This is a genomic window from Pseudaquidulcibacter saccharophilus, assembly GCF_019455445.1.
GTDB lineage: Bacteria > Pseudomonadota > Alphaproteobacteria > Caulobacterales > Aquidulcibacteraceae > Pseudaquidulcibacter > Pseudaquidulcibacter saccharophilus.
Window position 1 is genome coordinate 464094 of sequence record NZ_JAHWUS010000002.1, and the last position, 17916, is coordinate 482009.

14 protein-coding genes are annotated in these 17916 nt (G+C 38.4%); 5 read left to right on the plus strand and 9 right to left on the minus strand.

Annotated features, from left to right (window positions below; genetic code table 11):
- Positions 1-80 precede the first annotated feature (80 nt).
- Positions 81-2699, plus strand: coding sequence for an aminopeptidase N (pepN, locus tag KXV15_RS07965; RefSeq protein ID WP_240007640.1), 2619 nt, complete (start codon positions 81-83; stop codon positions 2697-2699).
- A gap of 86 nt (positions 2700-2785) precedes the next feature.
- A complete protein-coding gene (locus KXV15_RS07970; RefSeq protein ID WP_240007641.1) occupies positions 2786-5251 on the plus strand; it encodes a PAS domain-containing sensor histidine kinase in 2466 nt (821 codons plus the stop codon).
- Between the two features lie 15 nt (positions 5252-5266).
- Here KXV15_RS07970 and KXV15_RS07975 read toward each other — a convergent pair whose 3' ends face one another.
- Both KXV15_RS07975 and gltX (KXV15_RS07980) read right to left on the minus strand, forming a co-directional pair.
- Entirely contained in the window at positions 5267-5788 is a 522-nt protein-coding gene (locus KXV15_RS07975; protein ID WP_240007642.1) for a hypothetical protein, read from the minus strand.
- Positions 5789-5852: 64 nt separating this feature from the next.
- Positions 5853-7181 (minus strand): glutamate--tRNA ligase, encoded by a 1329-nt coding sequence (gene gltX, locus KXV15_RS07980; RefSeq protein WP_240007643.1) that lies wholly within the window; start codon positions 7179-7181, stop codon positions 5853-5855.
- Between the two features lie 197 nt (positions 7182-7378).
- On the opposite strand from gltX (KXV15_RS07980), the gene lexA reads away from it, so the two are divergent.
- A complete protein-coding gene (gene lexA, locus KXV15_RS07985; protein WP_240007644.1) occupies positions 7379-8050 on the plus strand; it encodes a transcriptional repressor LexA in 672 nt (223 codons plus the stop codon).
- A 6-nt stretch (positions 8051-8056) separates the two neighbouring features.
- Here lexA and KXV15_RS07990 read toward each other — a convergent pair whose 3' ends face one another.
- The gene (locus KXV15_RS07990) at positions 8057-10174 is read right to left on the minus strand and encodes a ComEC/Rec2 family competence protein (protein WP_240007645.1); all 2118 of its coding nucleotides are present in this window, start codon (positions 10172-10174) and stop codon (positions 8057-8059) included.
- On the opposite strand from KXV15_RS07990, the gene gltX (KXV15_RS07995) reads away from it, so the two are divergent.
- Together gltX (KXV15_RS07995) and gltA are read left to right on the plus strand one after the other, a co-directional pair.
- Positions 10173-11582 (plus strand): glutamate--tRNA ligase, encoded by a 1410-nt coding sequence (gltX, locus tag KXV15_RS07995; RefSeq protein ID WP_240007646.1) that lies wholly within the window; start codon positions 10173-10175, stop codon positions 11580-11582. The genes KXV15_RS07990 and gltX (KXV15_RS07995) overlap by 2 nt on opposite strands.
- Before the next feature lie 40 nt (positions 11583-11622).
- The gene (gene gltA, locus KXV15_RS08000; protein ID WP_240007647.1) at positions 11623-12927 is read left to right on the plus strand and encodes a citrate synthase; all 1305 of its coding nucleotides are present in this window, start codon (positions 11623-11625) and stop codon (positions 12925-12927) included.
- 46 nt (positions 12928-12973) lie between these two features.
- Here gltA and lpxB read toward each other — a convergent pair whose 3' ends face one another.
- The 6 genes from lpxB to KXV15_RS08030 are packed head-to-tail and all read right to left on the minus strand — an operon-like array spanning position 12974 to position 17877.
- On the minus strand, positions 12974-14107 hold the full coding sequence (gene lpxB, locus KXV15_RS08005; protein ID WP_240007648.1) for a lipid-A-disaccharide synthase: 1134 nt from the start codon (positions 14105-14107) through the stop codon (positions 12974-12976).
- Between the two features lies 1 nt (position 14108).
- Complete coding sequence (locus tag KXV15_RS08010; RefSeq protein ID WP_240007649.1) at positions 14109-14969, minus strand: LpxI family protein; 861 nt, start codon at positions 14967-14969, stop codon at positions 14109-14111.
- A 2-nt stretch (positions 14970-14971) separates the two neighbouring features.
- A complete protein-coding gene (gene lpxA, locus KXV15_RS08015; protein WP_240007650.1) occupies positions 14972-15763 on the minus strand; it encodes an acyl-ACP--UDP-N-acetylglucosamine O-acyltransferase in 792 nt (263 codons plus the stop codon).
- Between the two features lie 16 nt (positions 15764-15779).
- Positions 15780-16229, minus strand: a complete 450-nt coding sequence (gene fabZ, locus KXV15_RS08020; protein ID WP_240007651.1) for a 3-hydroxyacyl-ACP dehydratase FabZ — start codon at positions 16227-16229, stop codon at positions 15780-15782.
- Between the two features lie 14 nt (positions 16230-16243).
- Positions 16244-17239: a UDP-3-O-(3-hydroxymyristoyl)glucosamine N-acyltransferase gene (gene lpxD, locus KXV15_RS08025; RefSeq protein WP_240007652.1), complete on the minus strand. Its 996-nt coding sequence runs from the start codon at positions 17237-17239 to the stop codon at positions 16244-16246.
- A gap of 8 nt (positions 17240-17247) precedes the next feature.
- Entirely contained in the window at positions 17248-17877 is a 630-nt protein-coding gene (locus tag KXV15_RS08030; protein ID WP_240007653.1) for an OmpH/Skp family outer membrane protein, read from the minus strand.
- Positions 17878-17916 lie beyond the last annotated feature (39 nt).

A 17916-nucleotide genomic window follows, 5' to 3' on the forward strand; every position in this document is an offset into this window, starting at 1 on the left:
GGTTAATTTATTATGTTTACATTTTGCCAATCATCATTTTAATGGCCTTTTTGGTCACTTTAACGGGACAATTTATATTCATGCCAAACCAAGCACCAGCAAAAATTCAACTTAAAGACTATCGCCCTTATCCATATTCAATTTTGCAAACTAATTTATCATTTGAACTTGATAAGAAGCGGACAATTGTGAAGAGCAAGTTGGAATTTGCATTAAATAAAAATGATGAGGTTCCAGAATATGTTTCACTTGATGGTGAGAATTTAGAATTAATTGAATTGAAGCTCAACGGAAGGCTTTTAGATACCACTGAATATACATATTCTAACGATACACTTCGTTTTCCCCCACCATCTGATAAGTTTTCATTTGAAGCTACGGTTGCAATTTCGCCAGAGGCAAATAAAGCCCTATCCGGTCTTTACCTTTCTGGTGAAAGTCTTTGCACTCAATGCGAGGCAGAAGGATTTAGAAGGATAACATTCTTCCCAGATCGCCCAGATGTCATGTCACGTTTTTTTGTAAGATTAGAAGCAAACAAAGATACTTATCCGATTTTGCTAGCTAATGGTAACCCTATTGCATCTGGTACAATTGGCGAAAATCATTTTGCAGAGTGGAATGACCCTTGGCCAAAGCCATCATACTTATTTGCAATTGTTGCCGGCAATTTATTGAATAAAAGTGCTGACTTTAAAACGCTATCTGGCAAAAATGTCAAGCTGAACATCTATGTAGAAAGCGTTGATATTGACCGTATAGACTATGCGATGGATGCACTAATAAGGTCTATGAAATGGGATGAAGATGTCTTTGGACGTGAGTATGACTTAGATGTTTTCAATGTTGTTGGGGTTCGTGATTTCAATGCCGGGGCAATGGAAAATAAAGGCCTAAATATTTTCAATTCTGCGCTTTTAGTTGCAGATTCACAAACGGCAACAGATTTTGATTTCGCAAACATTGAACGAGTTATAGCCCACGAATATTTCCATAATTGGTCTGGAAATCGTGTTACCTGCCGTGACTGGTTCCAATTATCACTTAAAGAAGGTTTGACGGTATTTAGAGATCAAGAATTTTCCGCCGATCAACGTTCACGCGCAGTTCAAAGAATTCATGATGTTATACAATTACGCGCTCGCCAGTTTGCTGAAGATGCAGGCCCCAATGCACACTCTGTTCGCCCACATGAATACGCATCGATTGATAATTTTTATACTTCAACAATTTATGAAAAAGGTGCTGAAGTAATTCGTGTTGCACAAAATATTCTGGGTGAAAGTAATTTTAACAAAGGGGCAATCAAATATTTCGAAACCAATGACGGCAAGGCTGCAACCATTGAAGATTGGCTTGAAGCATTAAGAAGCAGTTCAAACGACCCATTGGATGGAATTGAAAAATGGTATTCGCAGGCAGGAACGCCGATTTTAGATGTTAAAACAGATCTTGTGGAAAATACTTACTCCATCAAGTTAGCGCAAAACACGCCTCCAACAAATAACCAACCAGTTAAAGAATGGGTTCCCATACCACTAGACATGGCTTTCTTTAATAAAAATGGTGAGAAAATGGTTCTCGACTTTGAAGGCACACATATTGATTCAATTCATTTAAATTTATCAACCGAAGAAACATTAATTGAATTTGAAGGAATTGATGAAAAACCAGTATTGTCGATTTTACGCGGATTTACAGCACCTGTAAAATTGATTAGCGACCATACAAACGAAGAATTGGCAATACTTGCCGCACATGATGATGACACTTTTGTACGCTGGGAATCTTTGCAAACAATTGCCCGCAAGGAATTGCTAATTGGCGCCTATGCGGTCAAAAATAATATGGAATTTTCCACATCAAAGATTTTGATGAATTGCTATAATAATGTGTTTGATATTGCACAAAATGATTATGCATATGCAGCATTATTGCTTCAATTGCCTGCAACAAACGACTTAATTCAAGCAAGCAACGATGCATATCCAGAAAATATATTTGCGGCGCGCGAGTTGTTGGCAACATCTATTTATGAACAAAACAAGGATAAGATTTCAAAATTCATTGCAGATTATAAGTTTGATGCCGAATATTCACCAGATGCGAAAAGTGCGGGTCTTAGAAGTTATGCAGCAGCATGTTTTTATCTTCTAAGTTTTGACGATAGCTCTTCTGAGCTATTGGAATATTTTAAATCTGCAAATAATATGACAGACAAAATGTCATTACTATTTGCTCTTGCTCGTAAAGGTGATGATGCTTGGTCACAAGCCTTAAATATTTTCTATAATGATTGGAAATCGAATAACCTCGTGCTTGATAAATACTTCTCCAATCAAGCTGCATCAGCATCTGGAAACCCTGTAAAGCGTTTAAAAGATTTGTTGGTACATCCTGATTTTGTTTTAACAAATCCGAATAGAGTTCGTTCAGTACTTGCAAGCTTTGCAGTAAACAATCCTGTTGGATTCAATAGCGCTGATGGTAGCGGTTACGAAACAATTGTAAATGAATTAATTAAACTTGACGGCATAAACCCAATGGTTGCAGCACGAGTAGCAACCGCATTTGAAAGGGTTGTTAAAATTGAGCCGCAAAGACGCAGTATTGCAAAACAACATCTTGAAAGATTACTGCGTGAAAATATTTCAAAACAAATGCAAGAAATTGTTTCTAGTATAAACAAATCAATCTAATCTTTTGATAATATATGAAAAGATGAGTTTATTTACTCCATTTATTTTAAAATGGACAAGTAAGTTAGTCTTTGTTTATATTAACTTTGGGCAAAGTAGATTCGGTGGGGAATATGGGGCATAGAAAGCATAGTGCAAATAGCAATTGGCAATGGTCCGTTGCTGTTGCATTGGTTATTTGCGCAATATTTGCCGCCGCTATCGCTCTAAAGGCAAAGAGCGACCTTTCAAATTATAAATCTGATATCACTGGCGAACTTATTGAAAATGCGAAAAATGCCGGGAATATTGTTGACCGTGAGTTCTTGATAGTTAAGGCAAGACTTTCTGGCACTTCTTTAAATGACAGTAATAGTGTCGCAGGTAGTTTGATTACATTACCTCAAATCAGCGATGTAAGTGTTTTTGACGCTTACGGGGCGCCAACAAACAATTCTACGGCAAGTGGCGTAGTACTTGACGCCCTAAGTGCAGCCGCTGTTCTTGCAACTAATGACGGTTGGTTTGGAACAATCGCACTTTCGAAAACAAATTACAAACCTGCATTGGCAATAAAACAGCCAAATGGTCAAATTATTACGGCGACACTAATTGCACCAAAGGATCTAGGGCTAAATCCTAATACTTATGCTATTATAGCCGATAAAAACGGGCATATAGTTTCAGCATCAGATAAGTTAAAGCTAAATTCAATTGGCGACATAAGGCAGGCTTTAAATTTTAAAAATAGAACCCCAAATGACTATTCATCCGGTGAGATAACTTCTCTAAGTGGTGAAAAATACTTCATTGGCACTAAGTTATCCCAATCTGGGTTTTATATTTATACCCTTAAGCCAAAAGCAATCTATAATTCATATATGATAAGGCTTTTATCCTATTACGCCTTATTATTCATGGGGCCAATTCTAGCTTATTTTGGCATTTTATATGTAATCAAAGACCAAGCCGCAAACTTCAAATACCAACAATCAAAAGTTCGTGATGCGGAACGCAGGCTTAAGATTGCAATTGAAGGTGCAAAATGTGGAATATGGGAATGGGATTTGTACGATGATAAAGTCTATTTATCTGCACGTTCCGCAAAAATATTTGGATTTAATAAATCAGGTATATTTAGCGGTGATGAATTCATGCCGCTTGTTTCACAAGATGATAGAACAAAGCTTCGTGAAGCTTTAAATAATGCACCGAAATTTGGCAATATTGATATCGTTGTAAAAATAAAGTTTGCACTAAAATCGAAGGATAATCCTGAAACAAAACAGGTTGTTAATTACATACAATTGCGTGGAAAAATTGCGCCAACCAGTAAGCGCAATAATCAATTATTGCTAACAGGTGTTGCAATGGATGTTACTTCTCAAATTGGTAACAAAGCAAAAGTATCAATAATTGAAGGCCGTGTAAGAGATGTGATTGAAGCAATATCCGGCCCCTTTGCCGTCTGGAGCGAAGAAGGTAAATTGATTTCATGGAACCATGAATTTGCAAAATGTTTTGAACTAGAAGACAAGAAAATTTTTCCTGGACAAAAATATTCCGAAGTTTCAAAACTTGCCGCTAAAGCTGTTGTTTCTCAGAAAAGCGATGTTAACGATAAGCGTGCCCAAGAATTATTATTAAAAGACGGCACTTGGATTAAAATGGTTGAACGTAAGACCCGTGGCGGTCGTATGATTTCAATTGGCTTAGATATAAGTAATCATAAGCGTACAGAAGCTGCAATGGAGGCATCAGAAAGAAAGTTACAAGATGCCACGAAAGAAATTAATGCATCACGAGAAGAGGCATTAAAACTTGCCAAAAGTTATGAAGCTCAAAAAGTTCGTGCAGAAGAAGCTTCAAGCGCAAAAAGTAGCTTTCTTGCAAACATGAGCCACGAACTTAGAACACCACTTAATGCCATAAATGGTTTCTCACAAATTATGGCCGATGAACTATATGGACCGCTCGGTGATAAACGATATGCTGAATATTCGAAATCAATACTCTCAAGCGGTCGTCATCTCCTTGAGTTAATCAATGATGTGCTTGATATGGCAAAAATTGAGGCGGGCAAATTCAATATTAATCCACGAAATATTTCTCTCTCAGAGACTATCTCTCAAGTAATCCATATGCTTGATATGCGTGCTGAGGAGAAAAACATAATCGTGGAAACAGACCTTGATGATAATGATGAAATTCAGGCTGATCAACGTGCTGTGAGACAGATTGTTATTAACTTATTATCTAATGCAATTAAATTTACCAATTCTGGTGGTCGTATATTAGTCCGCACTCGTGAAGACGGCGATAATATGATTTTATCAGTAATTGATACCGGCATAGGCATTGATAAAAAATATTTACCACGTCTTGGATATGCTTTTGAACAAGTTGAAAATGATCATGCAAAGGCGTCACAAGGAACCGGTCTTGGCCTTGCGTTATGTCGCGCATTTGCCGAAATGCATGGCGGCAGTATAAATATAATATCAAAAGTTGGGGTCGGTACGCGCGTCAATATTGTTTTGCCAAAATATGCGGCGATTGAAGAAGCGGCATAATTAAACAATGGCTAGTTAATCAAACAACGCATCCACATTATTCTGCGCATTGGTATTGGCATTATCATTACCGTGAATCATACCATCAAGAATAAGTATGCATGATTGCAATTCAAAGCATGTATATTGCGAAAAATCAGTTAAATTTTCACCACGCGCAATTAAATCTTTTGCCTCGGTAATAGCGTTTTTGATCATTTCACCTAATTCACGACTATTATTGTCAAAAGTCGCACGGACATCTTCTGCAATTAAATCATAAACTGCAATGGCAAGGTCTTTGGCCTGAAAACTAGATCTACGAAAGTGTTCTTTGTAGTCAAGAAATTCCCAGATTTCTAATTCTTCAATTATTTCTGGCATATCGCCTAAAAGCCCGAATAACATCACAGCTTCGTTAAATACGTTCAAATAATCTGTGGCAAAACCTGTTTTAGGGTTTATATTTGCGCGCGAAAGCATATTGGGGTCTAATTGCTCAACCCCAATTGCATTTCTTACTTCCGATAAAATTCCTAGGTTCTGATTATCGTCCATAAGTAGCTAATTTATATCAAACATATTAACCAAAACTAAAGCCTATATCATTCAAAATATTAAACTAAGCTTTATTACCAGAAAGGCGTTTCTTCGCTTTATCAGAACCGATTAATGCAAAGATTTGTGACATATCAGGCCCGTGTGCCTGACCAGTCAAAGCAAGTCGTAGTGGCATAAAAAGATTTTTACCAGTTTTACCAGTTTTTTCTTTAACCGAAGCTACAAAGCCAGACCATGTATCACTTTTAATGTCGTCTGGAACCAATGCAGCCGCAGCGTTTGCAAACTCTGCATCTTCTATAACAGGTTCTATTTCACCACTAATTACTTGCGCCCATATTTTAGCATCAGAGATTTTGTGCAAATTACCACGGATAATATTCCAAAAATCCACGCCAAGATCGCAGCCAAGTTCCGCAAGATGAGACTTAACAGCGTCATATTCAGTTATATGTAATAGTTGCGAATTAAGCCTAGTAACATCTTCTGGGTTAAAGCGCGCTGGTGCACGGCCAATCTTTGCAAAATCAAATGTTCCAATTAAATCATCAATGCTTAAAACTGCTTCGACAGCATCAGAAGTACCTAACTTCGCCAATAACGACAATATTGCCATTGGTTCAACGCCATCACCACGCATTGATTCAATTGATAAAGAGCCAAGGCGCTTCGACAACCCCTCACCGTCTTTGCCAACTAGTAAGGGAAAATGTCCAAATTCAGGGCGTGTACCAGAAAGAGCTTCGAAAATTTCAATTTGTGCACCAGTATTGGTAACATGATCTTCGCCCCTTATTACGTGTGAAATACCAAGTTCAACATCATCAACAACACTAGGCAATGTATATAAATAAGCACCATCTTCACGAATAAGCACTGGATCAGACATTGATGAAGTATCTACGGTTTGTTCACCACGTACCAAGTCATTCCATAAAACACGATTACCACTTAATTTAAAGCGCCAGTGAGCTTTGCGTCCCTCGGCTTCTAACTTAGTCTTTTCTTCAGCGGTTAGTTGAAGTGCAGCGCGGTCATAAATTGGTGGTTTACCCAAAGAAGTCTGAATCTTACGCTTTTTATCAAGCTCTTCAGCAGTTTCGTAGCAAGGGTACAAAAGTCCTTTAGCAATTAAATCATCGCGTGCTTTATCGTAAATTTCACCGCGTTTTGACTGATGTTCCAATGAATCCCATTTAATTCCAAGCCATTCAAGGTCGGCATAAATGCCATTCTCAAATTCTTTGGTAGAACGGACAAAGTCTGTATCATCAATACGCAACAAAAAATGACCTTTATTGATTTTGCAATAAAGGTAATTCATCAGAGCGACACGAATGTTGCCAACATGTAGTTTCCCGGTTGGCGAAGGGGCAAATCTAACTTTCATATAAGCCAGATAAACCTAATTTAACAAAATGGCAAAAACACATTTCATTAAATAAGATAAAATTCTGGAATTTACATTTTATTTGCAATTTGACTTTACAAAATATCAGAACATAGATAGAACGTTCTTTATATGTTCATTTCGATTCATTAATTAGAATAAGTATATTTTAGTTAGAATCAATAATGGGGAATTTGATGTTAACCTCTAAACAACAAGAATTATTATTATTTATCAACGATCGTTTGAAAAAAGACGGGGTTTCGCCTTCTTTTGAAGAAATGAAAGAGGCGCTTAACTTGGCATCTAAATCTGGTATTCACCGTTTGATTTCTGCTCTTGAAGAACGTGGATTTTTGCATCGCCTCCCTCACCGTGCACGTGCGTTGGAAGTTGTTAAGCTTCCCAATAGCCCAACTACTGCACCAACACAAAAACAAGGATTTAAACCTGTTATCGCGACAAATAATAAAGATATTATTGGCGCCCCTAAGTTGGGAATTCCAATACTTGGTAAAATAGCAGCCGGTGTACCTATTGCGGCCATTCAACATGAAATTGGAACTCTAGCTCCACAAGAAGAACTTAGTCCTGAAAACCACTTCGCATTAGAAGTCCGCGGCGATTCAATGATTGAAGCAGGCATTCTTGAGGGTGATATTGTAATATTGAAACGTACAGATAACGCAGAAACTGGCGACATCGTTGTTGCGTTAATTGACGAAGAAGAAGCAACTCTTAAAAGATTGCGTAAGCGCGGTAAATCTATTGCCCTTGAGGCCGCAAACCCGCGTTATGAAACAAGAATTTTTGGTCCAGATCAAGTTCGTATTCAAGGTGTTTTGGTATCATTATACCGTAAATACTAGCAAATATTATTTTCCCCAAGGCGTATTACTTGCCTTTGGCTGATCTAGTTGCAGTTGCCATCCATAACGATAAAGGATTGCCCCATTTGGGGCATTTTCTGTATTAAAGCCATAACTTCTCTTATCGTAGGTTAATGATAGCAAAGGTTCAGATCCTTTAAATTTTATATAATGCGCCTCCCAATCACCGCCGCGTAAAGAACATGAATTTATGTATTTTTTATCAACTATATTGGCCATAATATCTCGTTCGTCTTTGTTTAACGCTGCATAACTAATCATCTGTCTTGCATAAAAACCACCCCCCTTAATATAACAAAGGCGGTTTCTTCCGTAATATTCATTTTCAACAGCCATAACAGCAACACCATTTTTTGCAATTAGCAAAACTGGCGTAGGTTGATACCACCAAAGAATTGTCCCGATTACAAAACCCACAAACGAAATATAACGAATTTTCGAGTTTAACAAACAAAGACAAGTTATTGAAATAACGTAAATAATAGTAGATAAATTATTCAATCTATTAAATTGCGAATCCGCAAATGGCAATTTAGCGATGAATTGAGATATTTTTATAAGAAGTTCACAACCCCATGCGGCTATTACCCAAAATGGTTTTGCAATACCTAATAAAGACGTAAAGCTTGCTAATAATGCAAACGGCCCAATAATAAAGTCATTTATCGGTGCGGCAAGCATGTTAGCAATTACCGAATATTGGTTTATTCGTCCAAAATTATTCAAGACTAATGGTGCGGTTGCAAGCCCTGCGACTAAACTAACCAATAAAGAACCAACAAACCAAACCATTATTTTGGAAACAGGATGTATATCTTTATAAAATTTGCGAACATTTATGGCATCCCATAATGCAATAAGTGCCATAGTCGCCAGAAAGCTCATTAAAAAACCGGTATCAAAAACGCTTTCTGGTACGAAAGTTATAATAAAGAACGCCGCAACTGCAAGACCACGCATATTAATTGCCCGCCTGTCAAATATAACGGCCCCCAAAACAACTAAAGACATAAAAAATGCACGCACGGCAGGCGATTCAGCACCAGTAAAAACAACATATATCAATGATACTAATATGCTTATTCCCGCAGCAACTTTACGCACATCAACTCTAAGTGCAATATTCTCAAATAGTGATAGTATTTTTGACATTAAGAAAAAAGCAATACCGCCAACCAAAGCAACATGTAGCCCAGATATGGATATAATATGCCCCAATCCAGATATTTGCATTACTTGAGTTTCTGGATACGAAATATAGGCGCGGTCACCTGTTACCAGTGCGGTAAGTAAACCGTAACCACCACCAATTTTTCCTTGAGAAATTTCTTCAGAAGCATTTTTTCTTAATTTTATTAGAAAATAATCAAACTTGCCAAGCGCATTTGAACCTTCATCAATAATTATAATCTGTTTACAGTTTCCTATGGCGCCGATTTTTTTAAACCACATTTTTCTGGCAAAATTATATGAATTTGGCAGAAATTTTCCTGTTGGTGGCGTCAGAAATCCTTGTGTACATTTGATTTTTTGCCCAATTCTAAAATCGCCTTCATTTACTAAATTTATTCGCACTTTCTGTGGAAAATTATCATTATCCAAACCATCAATTTTGTCAGGCTTTAATGTAAGTCGTGGTAGTTCATCATAGTTTCTGTCATAATCAACTACTATTCCGCTTAGCTCTTTTATTTTTATATTTTGATGAATGGTGTTTGTTGATACTAATTCTAAACGTATAGCAGAAACAAATATTCCAAGTACAAATACCAGGATAAATTGCAAAATACGTGTAAAATTTCCATTTCTCAAAACAAACAATGTTGTTAAAAATATAAGACTTATAAATGCTGAGATATAGGTTGGAATTATGTTTAAATATTCAAAACCACAATATGCACCAACTCCATATGCAATAGGCAAAAATAGGCTAATTCGACTGCTTAATTTCTGTATCTCGCTCTTTTCTAAAATATTATTTACAAAATACAAAATTGCATTTTTGGGACTGTTAAATTGTTCATTGTCTGCTAAAGCAACATCATGCCGCAAGTAGTCAACTTGCAATCGCTTATTTGATGTATCACCGGATTCTTTTTGCATGAACCAAAACAACAATATCGAAAATGTAATAACTCGCTTTGCCCCTTCCCCTACTGGCTTTTTGCACATCGGCGGGGCACGCACTGCATTGTTCAACTATTTATTCGCAAAACGCAATAATGGTAAATTCCTTTTGCGCATTGAAGACACGGATAAAGAGCGTTCAACCCAAGAAGCCGTTGATGCAATCATTAGCGGTATGGAATGGCTAGGGTTAAAGCATGATGGCAATATTGTGTATCAGTCGGAACGCGCTAACCGCCATGCCGATATTGCACATGAATTGATGGCAAAGGGCGCTGCATTCAAATGCTATATGACAGCAGAAGAAACAGAGATTGAACGTAATAAAGCATTTGCAGAGGGTCGCGCATTACGCTCACCGTATCGCGATAATAAAGAAACGCTTGATAAGCCATTTGTTGTTCGTCTTCGCGCCCCTGATCCAGATGTTGAAATTATAATTGATGATAAAGTTCAAGGCCCAGTCAAAACAATTGCCAAAAACCTTGATGATATGATTTTATTACGTACCGATGGTACTCCAACCTATATGTTGGCAGTTGTTGTTGATGATTATGATATGGGAGTAACCTATATTATTCGTGGCGATGACCATCTAATAAATGCAGCACGCCAATCAGTAATTATTGATGCAATGGGATGGCAAAGACCTGTATATGCCCATATACCACTTATTCACGGCGAAGATGGCAAAAAACTATCTAAGCGCCACGGTGCACTTGCGGTAAATGAATACGAAAATATGGGCTATTTACCAGAAGCTTTGGATTCATATTTATTACGTCTTGGATGGTCACATGGTGATTTGGATATTGTTGATCTTGATGAGGCGTCAAAAATATTTAATTTATCTGGACTTGGAAAAAGTCCGTCGCGTTTAGATTTTACTAAACTTGGTGTGGTAAATGCGCACTTCATAAAACTTGCAGACGATAAACGACTTTTAAATTTGATTATTGAATATGCAAAGAACAATAACATTATTATTGATACAGCCAAAATAAAGCTTATTGAACCAGCAATTAAAGATTTAAAGGAACGCGCAAAAACAATTGGTGAACTACTTGAACAAACAGCTTTTTTACGCGCCAATATTCCTCTCGATTTTAGTCAAAAGTCTAAAACTTTAGTCGAAGGAGAGGGAAAAAACGTTATTGCACTTGCAATAGAGCTATTGAACACTTTAAAACAATGGGATAGGACGCAAATAAGTGAAATAATAACTAAAATCGCGACAGACCGTGGCGTTGGCCTTGGGAAAATTGGACCGGTTATACGTGCCGCCTTAACTGGCGGGTTAGTAGCACCCGATTTAAGCGCGACTATCGAATTATTGGGGAGAGATGAAACACTGGTTCGTCTTAAAAATGCATTAGAAATTTAATACACCGAATGCCAAAATGCTATTATGCTAGGGGATAAGAATGGAAAACAAAGTAAAACCAAATGGAAGTGCAACGCTAGAAGTCAATGGTAAAAAAATTGATCTTCCTATCTATTCAGGTTCAATCGGCCCTGATGTTTTGGATATACGTAAGCTATATGCAGAAACGGGCATGTTCACCTATGATCCTGGTTTTACCTCTACTGCGTCTTGCGAAAGCCAAATTACTTATATTGATGGGGATGCTGGTGTACTTATGCACCGTGGTTATCCAATTGATCAACTTGCAGAAAACTCTAGCTTCCTAGAAGTTTGTTATTTGCTTCTAAAAGGTGAATTGCCAAATAAAGAAGAATTTGCAGATTTTGAATATACAATCACTCGCCATACTATGGTGCATGCACAATTTGATCGCTTTTTTGAAGGCTTCCGTCGCGATTCACACCCAATGGCTGTTATGGTTGCTGCGGTTGGTGCATTGTCTGCATTCTACCACGATAGCCTTAACATCCATGATCCAGTACAACGCAAAGTTACTCAAAACCGCCTAATTGCAAAAGTGCCTACTCTTGCTGCGCGCGCATTTAAATATTGGATGGGACAGCCGTTCATAAGCCCACGTAACGACCTTGGCTACGCTGCAAACTTCTTGCGTATGTGTTTTGCTGTGCCTGCAGAAGATTACGTAGTTAACCCTGTTCTTGCAAAAGCAATGGATAAAATCTTTATCCTTCATGCGGACCACGAACAAAACGCTTCTACATCTACCGTTCGTCTTGCTGGCTCATCAGAAGCAAACCCATTTGCATGTATTGCGGCTGGTATTGCTTCTCTATGGGGGCCTGCTCATGGCGGTGCAAACGAAGCTTGCTTAAAAATGCTTGAAGAAATTGGACACGTTGACAACATTCCTTCATTTATTGAAAAAGTTAAAGACAAAAACTCTGGCGTTCGCTTGATGGGCTTTGGTCACCGCGTTTACAAAAACTATGATCCGCGTGCAAAAGTTATGCAAAAAGCTTGTCATGAAGTTCTTGAAGCCGTTGGCATCAAAGATGATCCATTGCTTCACGTTGCTGTTGAGCTTGAGAAAATTGCGCTTTCTGATCCATATTTCATCGAGCGTAAACTTTATCCAAATATTGATTTCTACTCAGGCATTACCCTTAAAGCTATGGGATTCCCTGTTGAAATGTTTACTGTATTGTTTGCTCTTGCGAGAACAGTTGGTTGGATTTCTCAATGGACTGAAATGTACGAAGACCCAATGCAAAAAATTGGCCGCCCTCGTCAAATTTATACAGGCGCAACCAAACGTGATTATGTTCCGTTTGACAAAAGATAATCCTATAGAGATTAAATTATTAAAGCCCCTGAATTCAGGGGCTTTTTTATTGATTAATCAATAATCTTGCTGCGACTTCGGCGGCAGGTTGCGAACCTAGCCCCATTTTTTTAAGCGCTAAATTCTGGTACATCAGTTGCTTATTTCTAAGCTTGACGTCTTTTAGCAATTTTACCAAGTGCCATAAAATATTGTCTGGGTAAAATTCACCTTGCAATAATTCTGGTATAATTTCCGCATCCATTTCAACGTTAATTATGTTCACGTATTTTGTCTTCAATAAAAATGTTTTTGCTATAAAATAAGAAATTGAATCAAGACGATAACCCATAACCATTGGCACGCTTGCTACTGCAAGTTCAGTTGTAACCGTACCAGAGCAAGCAATTGCCGCACGCATTTGTAAAAAAGAGGCTTCTTTAATTGTTTCATCAACTTTGAAAAGCCATTTTGTATCCGCAAGCCCGCTTTGATTAATTATGTCGTCAATGAGCTTTTCCTTGCCATTGGCAACGACCAAAAGAAAAGGCAATCTAGTAACTTGATTAAGTTTTTTTGCAGCTTCAAGCATATTGGGTAATAGCTTTGTTATTTCGCTATTCCTAGAACCAGGTAACAAGCCAACATACTTACGCTTACTACCATCATATACGTCTGTAGCCTTGACGCGCGCTAATGCCGGATTACCAATAACTGAAACTTTAATATCGAAATCTTTATAGAATGGTAGTTCAAAGTCGTGAATGCACCATAATTCGTCAAAAATTTTGGCGAGTTTTTTTGCACGTTCTGGTCTTGTTGCCCATACTTGCGGACCAACCATTTTAATTAGACGAATATTCGGAATTGCTTTTTTTAAGGCCTTCCCGGCCCTTACACTAAAACCCCAGGAATCAATTAGAACGGCAGTATCAGCTTCCCAATAATCTGCATATTCTGCAATTTCTTCAGCTTTTTCTTCCGCTGTTTTTAATGCTTTAAGCGCCTCAACAATGCCGAATATAGATAATCCATCAATTGAAACCTCTGACGTAACGCCTGCATTAGCCATTTTAGGGCCACCCATGCCGCGTATTTCAATATTGGGCGATAATTTTCGAACTTCAGTTATGAACTCAGCACCCAATTCATCACCAGATGCTTCAGCAGCAATTACCAATAATTTTTTCGGTATTGCCATATTAACCACCATTCAAATCTTTTTCAGAAAAGCCGTATATAAATAACCCCATTTCATCCGCAAGCTTAATTGCCTTCTCACGTTCTAAAATGATGGCTTTTCCTGCCTCTAATGCGATGCCTGCCAACCCTGCCCTTGCTGCATTTTCAATAGATCTAATACCTATTGTTGGCAAATCTACCCGCATTTCCTGAATAGGCTTAGGGCATTTTAATAAAACACCCTTTGCCTTATCCATAGTGCCGCGAATATTTTCAGGAAGAGAAACAATGCGCTTTAGCATTTCATCAGTGCCTTCTTGTGCTTCTACCGCAAGGGTAATTCCATCGCAAACAACTACGCCTTGCCCAATGTCAAGCGAACCAATTGATCGTGCAATGGGTATAGCACACCTAATATCTGATAAATTTTCTTCATTGGGCAATGTTTTACCAATGACGCCTTCGGTTATTATAAAGTCGGTTTGTATGTCTTCAACCCCAAGTACCGAGAAGCCATTTTTTTCAAATTCATTTACCAATAGACGCAAGAGAGCATCATCGCCCTTCTTACCTTCTGAAAGCATTTTTGGAAGCATTGAAAGCCCATAGGTATCTAAACCGATTTTAGAAAACTCTGGACGCTTAATGTACCCTACTAACACAACCGAATTAACATTTGCGGCTTTTAATAAGTCAAAACGCTTTCCGAATTGACCGAGCCCCAAATCATGCCCAGAATAAATGCTCAAAGCATCATCGCTAATCCCACGAATTCGACTAATTATAAAATCTTTATTCTGTGCTTGTAAGGTTTTGGCAAGTTCTATCGGAAGCTGACCGCCACCGGCAATTATTGCAATTTTGCCAAAACCTTTGACCATGGCTAATCCCGCGGCAAACAGATTGGTCGAGAAGATTCCGCGCGAACAAATTCTACAATTTCAATTGCTTCTGGAATATTAGAGAATCTTTCCAAAACATCCTCAATACGCTCCTGCATTGTGCCTTCATTTGAAAAAAGCATACGATATGCAGAACGCATTTCATGTATCTGAACACGACTAAAGCCACGGCGTTTAAGACCAACGATATTTAATCCCGCCAAATGGGCATGAACACCAACGACAGATCCATAAGGTATGACATCAGCAACAACAGCAGCAAGACCACCAACAAAAGCGTGGCGACCGACACGGCAATATTGATGCACGGCAGAAAGACCACCCAATATAACTCGTTCGCCAATTGTAACGTGGCCGGCTAAAGCAACTGAATTAGCCATGATGACATTGTTCCCGACAACACAATCATGGCCAACATGGGAATTTGCCATAAAATAACAATCATCGCCAACAACGGTAACCCCCTTGCCGTTTGGCGTGCCCCTACTCATGGTTACATATTCACGCATAGTGCAGCGGTTACCAATTACCAAAGTAGTCGGTTCATTTTTATACGATAAATCTTGTGGGGCACCGCCAATAACCGCAAAAGAATCAACATAGCAATCCTCGCCCAAGGTGGTGTAATTACGTATTTGCGCATGATTTCTGAGGCGTGTTCCAGCCCCAATCTTAACATTGCCTTCAATAATGCAATACGCACCTATCTCGACATTATCACCAATTTCGGCACTTTCATCAATAATAGCAGTTGGGTGGATATTTTGTGCCATTACGGCCCCCTATTAATTATAAATCAACCTTCATTGCGGCCCATTCGGCTTCGCAAGCTAGTTCACCGTCAACAATACTTTGACCTTTGAATTTGAAAATATTACGTCGCGCTAAAAGCACATCAATTTTCATTTCAAGAATATCACCTGGGCGAACCGGTCGGCGGAACTTTGCACCTTCAACTGACATAAACATGATTCCAGCCTTGGATATATCCACATCAAGGGTTTTACTCATTAGAACAGCACTAGCCTGTGCCATTGCCTCTATAATAAGTACACCAGGCATTAGTGGACGATTGGGAAAGTGCCCTTGAAAAAATGGTTCATTAAATGTTACATTTTTAATACCGATAATCGACTTGCCTTCAACATATGAATGGCATCTATCAACTAATAAAAATGGATATCTATGTGGGATGCGATTTGTAATTTCTTCGCAATCGATAATTTCATTAGCGCTCATTAAAAGTCCCCCTATTATCTTTTTCCCTTATCAAGCAGCCTGCTTAACGCAATGGTTTCGCGTAAAAATTTTGCCTTAGGCTTTGCCGGGTAGCCAACATATGTTTCACCAGCAGGTACATCGGACAAAACAGCAGATCCAGCCCCGAGTTTTGCGCCTGTCCCAATTTTAAAATGATCGCCAATGCCAACACGACCACCCATCATAACATAATCACCAATTTCTACTGAGCCAGATATACCCGCATATGCGGCCATAATCACACCCTTGCCAATTTTGACATTATGCGCAATATGACAATGGTTATCAGTTTTTGTCATCATACCAATCACAGTGTCATCAAACGCTCCGCGATCAATTGTACAAAGTGCACCAATGGTCACCGAATCTTGAATAATAACGCGTCCAAATTGTGGGACATCAATTATGCCTTCATCGCCACCAACGACACCAAAACCTGATTTGCCAATAACGCTATTAGCACCAATTTTCACATTATCACCAATATAGGCAGCGCTAATTGATACTCCTGAACCAATTTGGCAATTTCTTCCAATTGTTACACCTTCAGAAATAATTGAATTTGCGCCAATTATTGATTTTTCACCAATTTCAACATTTTTACCAATAATTGTTCCCGCACCAATAATTGCCCCAGTTTCAATTTTTGCATCTGTTCTTGAATCAATAGTTGTATATTTATCTAAAACAAATCCTGCGGCGAATTTTGCAAATGAAAAACGTGGTGATTTAACAATTATTGCATTAATGCCTTTGGGAAGTTTATCAACAAGGCATTGTTTGGTAATAACTAAACCTGCAGATGTTTGTATTTTTCCATCTGCCTTCCACTCTTCACAATAAGTTAAATCTGATATTTGTGCACTATCAAGGCTAGTAACACTTGAAATCGAGATTTCTTCATTTCCAATAATTACGCCGCCAATTTGGCTTGCAATATCTTTTGCAAGCATTGGCGGCATAAAATCATAGAAACGACTATCAATCATAGTTTATTTTATTTTTTACCAGGCTGACGTGGAAGTGGTGCGCCTGTTGTTGTAGTTGCAGGTTGCGGCGCAGCTTTTGGTGCTTCACCTTGTACAGGAACTGACTGGCGTGTAACAGCGATTGTTTTTGTTGTGGCATTCATTTTGGCAACTAAAGTTGACGTTACATCAACTGAAGGAACCGCATATGTTACCATTGATGAATCAAGCAATACAGTCGCATTTTTTTCAGCCATTAATGATTTTACAACTGGATCAAGGGCTGTTTGAAACTTATCAAGGGCATCTTGACGAGTTGCTTGAAGATCCGCAGCAATTTTACGTTTTTTAAGTTCAAAATTTTGCGCACGAACATTCAACGCATCACGTTGCTTAATAAATGCATCTGATTGTAGTTGAGAAGCAGGCGTTTGCTCAAGACGAGTAACTTCTGCATCAATTGCATTACCTTCAGGAGTAAGTTCTGTCTTCATTGCATTGGCGATTGTCGCCAATTTATTGTTCATGTCTTTGCCTGCATCAGTAGTAACAATTACTTCTTGTAGGTTTGCAACCAAAACAGATGATGCAGTCTGCGCAAATGCGCCAGTTCCAACAAGGCTCAATGCAACTACACCTGCGCTAATTAATTTTTTCATTTAATACTCCATTTATTGGCATGTGGCTTAACAATAATT

Bases quoted from the DNA above. Each gene is read 5' to 3' on its own strand.
- gltA (WP_240007647.1), top strand. From the start codon at position 11,623: ATGGAAAACAAAGTAAAACCAAATGGAAGTGCAACGCTAGAAGTCAAT.
- gltX (WP_240007646.1), top strand. From the start codon at position 10,173: ATGAACCAAAACAACAATATCGAAAATGTAATAACTCGCTTTGCCCCT.
- KXV15_RS07975 (WP_240007642.1), bottom strand. From the start codon at position 5,788: ATGGACGATAATCAGAACCTAGGAATTTTATCGGAAGTAAGAAATGCA.
- pepN (WP_240007640.1), top strand. From the start codon at position 81: ATGCCAAACCAAGCACCAGCAAAAATTCAACTTAAAGACTATCGCCCT.
- lpxD (WP_240007652.1), bottom strand. From the start codon at position 17,239: ATGATTGATAGTCGTTTCTATGATTTTATGCCGCCAATGCTTGCAAAA.
- fabZ (WP_240007651.1), bottom strand. From the start codon at position 16,229: ATGAGCGCTAATGAAATTATCGATTGCGAAGAAATTACAAATCGCATC.
- lpxA (WP_240007650.1), bottom strand. From the start codon at position 15,763: ATGGCACAAAATATCCACCCAACTGCTATTATTGATGAAAGTGCCGAA.
- lexA (WP_240007644.1), top strand. From the start codon at position 7,379: ATGTTAACCTCTAAACAACAAGAATTATTATTATTTATCAACGATCGT.
- KXV15_RS08030 (WP_240007653.1), bottom strand. From the start codon at position 17,877: ATGAAAAAATTAATTAGCGCAGGTGTAGTTGCATTGAGCCTTGTTGGA.
- gltX (WP_240007643.1), bottom strand. From the start codon at position 7,181: ATGAAAGTTAGATTTGCCCCTTCGCCAACCGGGAAACTACATGTTGGC.
- KXV15_RS08010 (WP_240007649.1), bottom strand. From the start codon at position 14,969: ATGGTCAAAGGTTTTGGCAAAATTGCAATAATTGCCGGTGGCGGTCAG.
- lpxB (WP_240007648.1), bottom strand. From the start codon at position 14,107: ATGGCAATACCGAAAAAATTATTGGTAATTGCTGCTGAAGCATCTGGT.
- KXV15_RS07990 (WP_240007645.1), bottom strand. From the start codon at position 10,174: ATGCAAAAAGAATCCGGTGATACATCAAATAAGCGATTGCAAGTTGAC.